At 47.6% G+C, this 8,710-nt stretch carries 5 protein-coding genes; all 5 read right to left on the minus strand.

What is annotated here, in order from left to right; all coding sequences use genetic code 11:
- Window positions 1–76 precede the first annotated feature (76 nt).
- Window positions 77–3,196 (minus strand): Mbeg1-like protein, encoded by a 3,120-nt coding sequence (locus tag ACTHR2_RS06925; protein ID WP_440375531.1) that lies wholly within the window; start codon window positions 3,194–3,196, stop codon window positions 77–79.
- Between the two features lie 315 nt (window positions 3,197–3,511).
- Complete coding sequence (locus ACTHR2_RS06930) at window positions 3,512–5,737, minus strand: DNA internalization-related competence protein ComEC/Rec2 (RefSeq protein WP_440375532.1); 2,226 nt, start codon at window positions 5,735–5,737, stop codon at window positions 3,512–3,514.
- A 57-nt stretch (window positions 5,738–5,794) separates the two neighbouring features.
- Window positions 5,795–6,847 carry an RHS repeat protein gene (locus tag ACTHR2_RS06935; RefSeq protein WP_440375533.1) on the minus strand — a complete coding sequence of 351 codons (1,053 nt, stop codon included), beginning with the start codon at window positions 6,845–6,847 and terminating at the stop codon, window positions 5,795–5,797.
- Between the two features lie 277 nt (window positions 6,848–7,124).
- Window positions 7,125–7,664 (minus strand): hypothetical protein, encoded by a 540-nt coding sequence (locus ACTHR2_RS06940; RefSeq protein WP_263337388.1) that lies wholly within the window; start codon window positions 7,662–7,664, stop codon window positions 7,125–7,127.
- A partial coding sequence (locus ACTHR2_RS06945; protein ID WP_440375534.1) for an RHS repeat-associated core domain-containing protein occupies window positions 7,661–8,710 on the minus strand: 1,050 nt, incomplete at its 5' end. The genes ACTHR2_RS06945 and ACTHR2_RS06940, both read right to left, overlap by 4 nt.

The following is an 8,710-nucleotide window of genomic DNA, read 5'->3' on the forward strand; positions in this document are numbered from 1 at the left end:
TCGGATATTATATAAGTTTAAGGCCGTCTGAACATGAAATATCAGGTTCAGACGGCCTTAAACTTTAAAATAACAATCAGCCGATAATATTGGCGGCTGTCAGCTGCGCAGCATCTTCATTGTAGAAACGTGCGAACTCTGTGCTGCTTTCAGCTCCTGCGCCCCGATACGCCAAGGTTTTTTGAGCGCTGTTGAACACAAGATACGAGCGGTCGGGGCTGAATGTATCCACATCGCGGACAAACAAATCCGCCCAGCCGACCTGGCTTTCTTTCTCATTGAGCAGCGGACGCATAGCGCTCAAATCCAACTTGTCTTTAACAGGATTGAAATCCAGCAAGTGATCCAGTTTGCCCTCGCGGACATCCCATGCAGTAAATGCCACCGTATCTCTACCCTCGCCGGTAACAATGGTATCGCTACCCAGCCCGCCTGCCAGATAATCATTGCCATCGCTGCCTTTCAATACATCGTCAGCCGCGCTGCCATGCAAGGCCGCTACGCCTTTGCTGTCTCCACTGATGCTGACCGACCAATCAAAGCCGTTTTTCCCTAAGTCGATTTCCTTGCCGTTTGCCGCATATGCCATCTTATCGCCCTGCTGGTGCGCCGTCATTTCTACGCCTTTGAGCGACAAGACGTTACCGGCCGCATCCTCAGTTTGAACCACCGCCAGCATAGGTCGGTCATCCGTATAAATGGCAGAGGTACCGGTTGCGTATGGCGTTTCTTGGGCATCATTACTGCTGCTACCCCATTTCTTTTCAATGCCGTCTGAAAAACCGTCTTGGTCAGAATCCTTCAAATAAAGATTGTCGTAATGCTTATCAATACGTTTACCTTGGGAGAAGTATTGTTCAAGTTTGGTATCAGACTCATAAAAGCTGGTCATATTGTGTTTGCCCCATACATCGCCGCTTTTGAAATCTAAAACCTTGGCTTTCGGATATCTGCCCAATCCTTTATGAACTTGGGACGCGGCCGCTCCAGCAGCTAAACCTAGAGCAGCGCCAGGTGGCCCAAATAACAAACCTCCCAAAAATGCACCAATACCCGCACCTGTTTTGCCTGAAAAACCATCTCCAACCCACTCGCCTTTGATTACATACGAATTGGTTTTATACAGGTGGCGTGCCTGGGTTGTATCGGAGTTGTCTGTAATCTGTGTTTCCGCCATTTTATCGGCCATATCCCGTGCTTGTTTTAAGGCTTCAGGCGAGGCTTTGTCCACATTCAAAACAGCCGGATTAAACAGACTGCTGCGTTTGAAATCACTTGCCCAATCATTACGCTGTTGCATGGTATGTGCGGCAAAGTATTCTGCAAGATAGCCGCCCAACGAATGTCCGGTCGAATACACATTTTTGGCATGAAGCGTATCAATATAGCGGGCAATATCATTCAGATATTTGGTTTGAGCCGGCAAATTACCGGTCATAATGTTCAAATCAGCCAAAACATCTTTAATGCTGGTAGCCTGCGTACCTCTAAACGCTACCACGACATTTTCCCAACCGTCCTTCTTGTTCGAATTGCCGAAAATCGCATAATCCAAACCGCCTCCCGGACTACCTGCCTTAAGCAATGTCCATTTCCCAACCAATTCAGATACATTGGCCTGATTGCTAAAATATTTGTCGTTAATATTCTTAGCAATAGAAGCATATTGCGTATTCCACCAATAATTGCCTTTAAATACAGTATGCAAAGCAGACGGAGATTCATAAGCCAATGAAGAGAACATCCGCAAATCACGCTCGGAAACATTCCACTCCTGCGGATTGCGGTCAATAGCATCGACCAAACCGTCGCCATCACTGTCTTTGGTAAAGATAGAATGTTGCGCCTGTTTATAACTAGGTCGGACAATATCATTGGCTCTTTTTTGAGTAGCAATATTTTCCCAATACTGCAAAGAGGCCGTCTGAAGATGCTGCCCTTGTACGGCGGCATGTGTGACGGCGTGACCATCTTTATAAAGCACACGCATGGTTACGCTGTCTTCGCTGGCATCGTGCTCGGGATATTTGAAGATTTCAGCAACATCCATTTCCTTATCCGAAAATTTATACTTAGATACAGATGAATAGGTCTTGTGTTGCTCTTTAAGGGTCAGCGTTTCGCCTGTTTCACGAATCGTAAAAACCCAATCTTCAAGGACAGGATTACTGACGTTTGGACGAGTAGTCAGACTGATATCCTTCGTACTCAAACCTTCAAAATGAATGCTGTTATGACCCAAATTGTCTGAAATGACATCATGGCCGCTACCACGGCGGAACACATAAGTATCATCTCCGCTACCGCCTTCAAGCGTGTCATCTCCTTCGCCGCCATCTAAATAATCATTACCGGCATCGCCGCGTAAAATATCGTTGCCGGTACCGCCGTAAAGTTTGTCGTCGCCATCACCCGCCAACAGCAAGTCATAGCCTGCCTCTCCGCGAAGCACATCATTACCTCGGCCTCCAATCAAACGGTTATTGCCGATGTTGCCGATTAAGACGTTGTCGGAATGGTTGCCGAAACCGAAATAATTGCCACTGCCGGTCAAGGTCAGATTTTCAACATGAGTCGGCAAACGGTAAGTCATACCTGTGTAGACCGTATCAATGCCGCCATTGGCTTCTTCGATAACGACATCGTTTTGACTGTCCACATAATATGTATCGTTGCCATTACCGCCGCGCATTACGTCTGCACCGATTCCGCCGTCTAAAACATCGTCGCCTTCGTTTCCTTCCAAATAATCGTTGCCATGATCGCCACGCAAAATATCGTTGCCGTCGCCACCATAAAGTTTGTCGTCATCATCGCCTGCCAACAGCAAGTCATTACCCGCCCCTCCGTAAAGCACATCCTTGCCACGGCCGGCGCTCAAACGGTTGTTGCCGCTGTTGCCTATGAGGACGTTGTCGGAATTGTTGCCGAAACCAAAAATATTATCGTGGCCGGTCATCGTCAGGTTTTCAACATAATTCGGCAACGTATAAGTCGTATGGGTATAAACCGTATCCGTACCCTCGCCGTACCTTTCAACAATTTGGTCATTCCTGTTGTTCACAATAAAGGTATCGTTTCCTAAACCGCCGTAAAAAATATTGTGTCCCAAGCTGCCATACAGCACATCATCACGACGCGTGCCGATAATCACTACGGACTCTTCGTTATTAGGTTGGTTTTGAGTTTCAGTCATTTCTTTTCCCTTTGTTAAATTTAATTTGAATGTGCAATAATGCGTTTAGATTATATAAGCAAGCTATAAACAAGTGAATTTATCCAGCCAAACAGATTCAAAATGATTATCAAATTAACAACAGTTATAAAATGACTTTGTTATTATTACCCTATTTTCAAACTGCCTATTTTTTCATCACGATTAATTTATTCTTTATTATCAAATATCAAACCAAACTATCCACAATTGGATTCACACAAAATTTGGATAATGCCCGTCAATAAAAAATATTAAGGCCGTCTGAAAAGTCTTTCAGACGGCCTTTTAGCCTTTTTACTCAAACGGTTTCTTCTGCCAATAAAACTTATCCTTTTTCAGACGACCTTGAAATATATCATCCTGTCCCAAAGCAAACACCAACGCTCCTGACAAATCCGTTCTCAACAAAGTAATGCCGTGCGCGCGGACACGATTTTGTACGGCAACGGTCGGATGTTTGTAGGCATTGGAATAGCCGCTGGATGCCACGGCATATTGCGGCGAAACCGTATGCAGAAAGCTGCCCGACGAAGCCGTGCTGCTGCCGTGATGTCCCAATACCAACACTTGGCTATACAGCGCATTGCCGTATTTCTCAATCAAACCGGCCTCGCCCTTCACACCCAAATCGCCGGTTATCAACAAGGCTTTGCCGTTTGCCACGACACGCAATACGCAGCTTCGGTCATTATCTTCCTTACCAGCATTTTCAGACGGCCTGAGCAACTCGAAATCTACGCCGTCCCATTGCCATTTGTCTTCTTGGCAAAACTCTGCATTCGGATAAAACTCAGGTTGTCCGGCAAGCAATTTATCGGTACCGACAGCCGCTACACTTTGAAAACCGCCGTCATGGTCAATATCATGGTGCGACAAAATCAGGCTGTCCAAACGGCGCACGCCCATCGCGTTCAAACTCGGCACAATACCTGTTTGCGCCACTTGCTCCGTTCCCGTATCAAACAAAAGATTGCGGTTACGCGTTTGTATCAACACCGACAAACCTTGTCCTGCATCCATCACCGTAACTCTTGCCACCCCCTCCTCCAGCTTGGCAGGACGGTAAAACACAAAGCCCAATAAAACCAGACATGCCCAAGGTTTCAAGCCCATTCCTTTAGGCAACAATAACAACAAAGCCGCCATCATCGCCAACACCAGCAAAGGTACAGGCGCCGCTGCGACGGCAAATTCAGGCGATACCGTAGCCAGCCATACCAAACCACGCAAAGTATATTCCGCCAAAAATACCGCTACCAACTGGACAAGTTCAAAAGAAAAAACCGAACCCAGCAAAGCCAACGGCGTCAACACCCAAGAAAACCAAGGAATAGCCAGAGCATTAACCAACGGACTGAGCAAAGGTAACGAAGCAAACAAATAGCCCAGCAATACCACCGACAACACCGTTGCCGCCCATTGCCCCCGTACAGCCAAACGCCAACCCAACTCTTTCAGACGGCCTGATGAAGCCCAAATCAAAGCAGCAACCAAGCCGAAAGACAACCACGTTCCCACGCCCAATACTGCCAACGGATCCAACAACAAAACAACGGCCAAAGCCTGCCACCATGCCGTCCAGCCCGAGCCGCCACTTCCGTGCCACCATGCCCACGCAAACGCAGCCAACATCAACACACTGCGTTGCGTCGGTACGGAAAAACCGGCCAAAAGCGCATAAAACAAAGCACTAGCAACACCACCTGCCAATATCCACACACGCGGTTTCGCCGGAATCCACGGCAAATAACGGAAAATTCGCTTGATCAGCCAGGCAAACAATACCGCCACCATCGTTACATGCAAGCCCGAAATACTGACCAAGTGCGTCAGCCCCAAAGGCCGGAATGCCTGCCACAAAGGCGGCCGCAACGCCGATTGCTCGCCAATACTCAAAGCACGCATCAGCCCTATGCCGTCTGAAAACTCAGGATATTTGTCCGCCGTTCCCTGCCAACTTCGGCTTACCGCATCACGCATATTAGCCAAACCGAAACCGCCGCCTTGCCGCATAAGTTTCCTATCGCGTCCCAAAGTACCCATGCCATCGATACCATTGGCCAAAGCCCATGTTTCACGGTTCAAACCGCGCGCATTCACTTCACCGATCACCGGCCTTACCCGCGCCGATACAGACCACCTGCTGCCCACCGCCCAATCGCGCCGCTGATAATCCGACAACATCAAATCAAAAGCCTGCCCACGTTCATCCCAAGCCCTTGCCGCAAACTGCACACGCCGTCCATCATCACGCGGCATATCCGCCACTTCAACCGTCAAAACTTTAGCCGATGCCTCCCCCACAGGCCATTGAGCAGCCAAAACCAGACCTGTCCGCCACACTCCAAACGCCATGCCCACGCAGACGGCCAGCACCAACCAAGCTACAGCAAATTTTCGACACAACGCAAGCGCGCCAATAATTACAGCCAACCAAACCCACCATGGCGGCACAAACGGCAACGCAAACGAAAGCACTACACCCACCACCCAAGCAGGCAACACAAACCGCCACGCCATGAACGCTTCCCTTAAATTATGATTATTAGATATGTAATAATAAATGCTTTTAGTAGATTATGACAAATATTTGATTGCAGAATTTATGACCTGAATCCGTCCGATTTTGTCGTAGATGTAATGGAGGACACCGCTTCTTTGGTCGGCGCTTTGAATCAGGTTGCCGGCTTTGTCGTAGGCGTAGGCGAAGGTATGACCCAGCGCGTTGGTGCGTTTGAGCGGCAGTCCGTCCACTGCGAGTTCGTAGGCGGTTTTGGCACCGAGTCCGTCGATGTGGGCGGTCAGACGGTTGAGGCGGTCGTATTCGAAGGTTTCGTGACTGCCGTCGGGATAGTCGGTACGGACGGGGTTGCCCGCTGCGTCGTAGTGGTGGCGGGTGGTATGGCCCAGCGCATCGGTAACGGTTTCGAGATCGCCGTATTCGGTGTAACCGAAACGGGTGGTTTCGCCGGTACAGTCGGTAAAGCAGACGAGCTGGTCGAGGGTGTCGTAGTGTAGGCGTCGGGTTTTGCCTAAGGCGTCGGTAATGGTTTCGGGCAGCCATTGGGCGTTGTAGCCGTAGCGGGTGGTGTAACCGGCGGGGTCGGTGATGCTGATGAGGTTGCCGCGTCCGTCGTAATCGTAGGCAGTAATCCTGCCTGCGGGATCGTTGACGGCAACCGGCAGGTTGAGGGTTTCGTGGTAGTCGATTTGGGTGCTGCTGCCGTCCGGCGCGGTGATGGCGATGACGTTGCCTTCGGTATCGTAGAGATAGCGGGTTTCGCGTCCGAGCGGGTCGCGTTCTACGGTAATGCGGCCATAGTCGTCGCGTTCGCTGTCGCTGCGTTGTCCGTCGGCATCGATGCGGTAGACGAGTTCTTGGTTTTCGTCGAAACCGTACACTTCCGTCCGCCCCAATGCGTCGGTAACGACGGTATGGTCTTTGCGGTAGTCGAACGTCCATTCTTCGCCGAGGTTGTTGCTGCTCTTGAGCACTTTGCCGTCGGTGTCGTAACGGTCGTATTCGTAGCGGGACACCAGTCCGTCGGGCTGGCTGTGTTCGACCATGATGTGGTTTCGGTAGGCGAAACCGCGCAGTTTTTTGCCGTCTCGTCCGTAAACGGCGGTCAAATTGCCATAGCCAAAATCGACTTCGGCAAACAGCAGCCGTGCTCCGCCGTCGGGAGAGGTAATTTAGTAGAAGTCGTCTGAAAGTTGGTTTTCAGACGACCTCTATATTAACTGCTAATGAGATTGTTAAAGAACAAATGTTTCAGACGACCTCTAAGAAGATAGTGAGATCGTCTGAAAAACAGAAGCCGCGTGCGTACATACCGCACGTACCCTACGTCAAGACTGAAAGTTTTGTGTGGGGCTGCGGCTTGCTATAACTTACTTACAGAATATTTCATGTTAGAGGAAGAAATTCCATCTTCAAATTATTACTCACAACTAATTCTTTGAATTTATCAGAAAAAGCCCAAATTAAATCATCATTTATATCTTTTGCACAAAACTCAAAACCAGATATATTTCCTAAAAATACAGGTGGATAATCAATAAACTTCTCTCCATCTATTTCATAAAAATTTGATTTTTCCATATCTACTAATTTAGCAGTTAATTTAATTTTTCCAAGGAAAAATTTAAATTCATCATTCTTGATTCTAAGTTTAGCTGGAAAAAAATCTAATTCATTTTTTAATTTATCAGCTAATTTATTAATGAAAGTTTCAGAGAACAATAACATCTTAGGAATTGTTTGAATATAATCTGTTTTAGAAATATTTTTGGAGGTATATCCACTCTGAGCTATAAAAACTGCTTCATCTGTATAATTGCCTTTATTGTAATTAATAAATTCCACAATTTTTCTATCATCCTGTTTTAAGTCCGCATAAGCATCTTCATTATCAACAGCAGAGTATATTTGATAAAGAGTCATCATTTTTTTCCTTTTTTACTATTACTTTTAGAAGTTGGTGCAGCACAAGTATATTTGCCAGTTCTAAAACCTTCTCTTAATTCGTTTTGCATTTTTAATATTTCTTCTGAGATTTTCTTTTTACTCCATTTTTTATTTTTAGCAATGGTAGCCAATCTTTCTAATCGTTGCTCAACCATTTCATTATAAAGTTTATGCTCTGTAGTCCATCCACGATGTAACCCCAATTTTGGATTAGGGTCTATTCCCGTTGTCACAGGCAGATACATCATATTTGTTGCACCATGTATGCTTCTACCACTTTGTGCAAACATTGGATGATTTCTAAGCGACCATGGAATAAGATGTTGTCTTTGATAGCCACGTTTAGTTGGCATCCATTGTGGCATGTCTTTTGACGTTCTCCTCCATCCCAAAGGATCGATCCAATCCTGAGTATTTGGAGCAAACTGGTAAAGGTTACTACCACCCAACAGCCCAATCGGGTCCTGGTTCACAAACCGTCCGACCTCAGGCTCGTAATACCGCATCAGGTTGTAATGCAGCCCGGTCTCTTCATCGTAATACTGGTTCTGCAGTCTGAACGGCTGGTGCGCATTCCGATAGACCCGCTCATCCTTTTTCAGACGGCCCCAGGCGGTGTATTCGCCGTACCATAAGAGATTACCATGGATGTCGGTCATCTCGCGCGGTATGCCGATTTGGTCGTTGTGGAAATAGGCGAGGTATTGCCCTTCGTCTTGGTTGTTGTGGAAGACTTGGGCTAAGGGTTCGTAGCTGTCTTGGTCGGTGTAAATATAGGTGTAGCAGCCTTTGTAGGTGTACTCCTGAAGTAATCGCGTTCCGTCCCAGACGAAGTGGGTGCGTTTCGGGTCGGTACTCGTCCAGGCGAGTTTGTCTTGGCGCTCTTTGGAAAGGCGTCTGCCGAACGGGTCGTAGGCGTATGTCCAGATTTCGGTGTTGCCGGCGGGCTTTTTGATTTCGGCGCGGACGAGTTGGTTTTCTAAATCGTATTGGTAATATTGGTTTTCGCCGTCGGGCAGCTGGCG

Source organism: Neisseria sp. P0006.S004, from assembly GCF_051963015.1.
Lineage (GTDB): Bacteria > Pseudomonadota > Gammaproteobacteria > Burkholderiales > Neisseriaceae > Neisseria.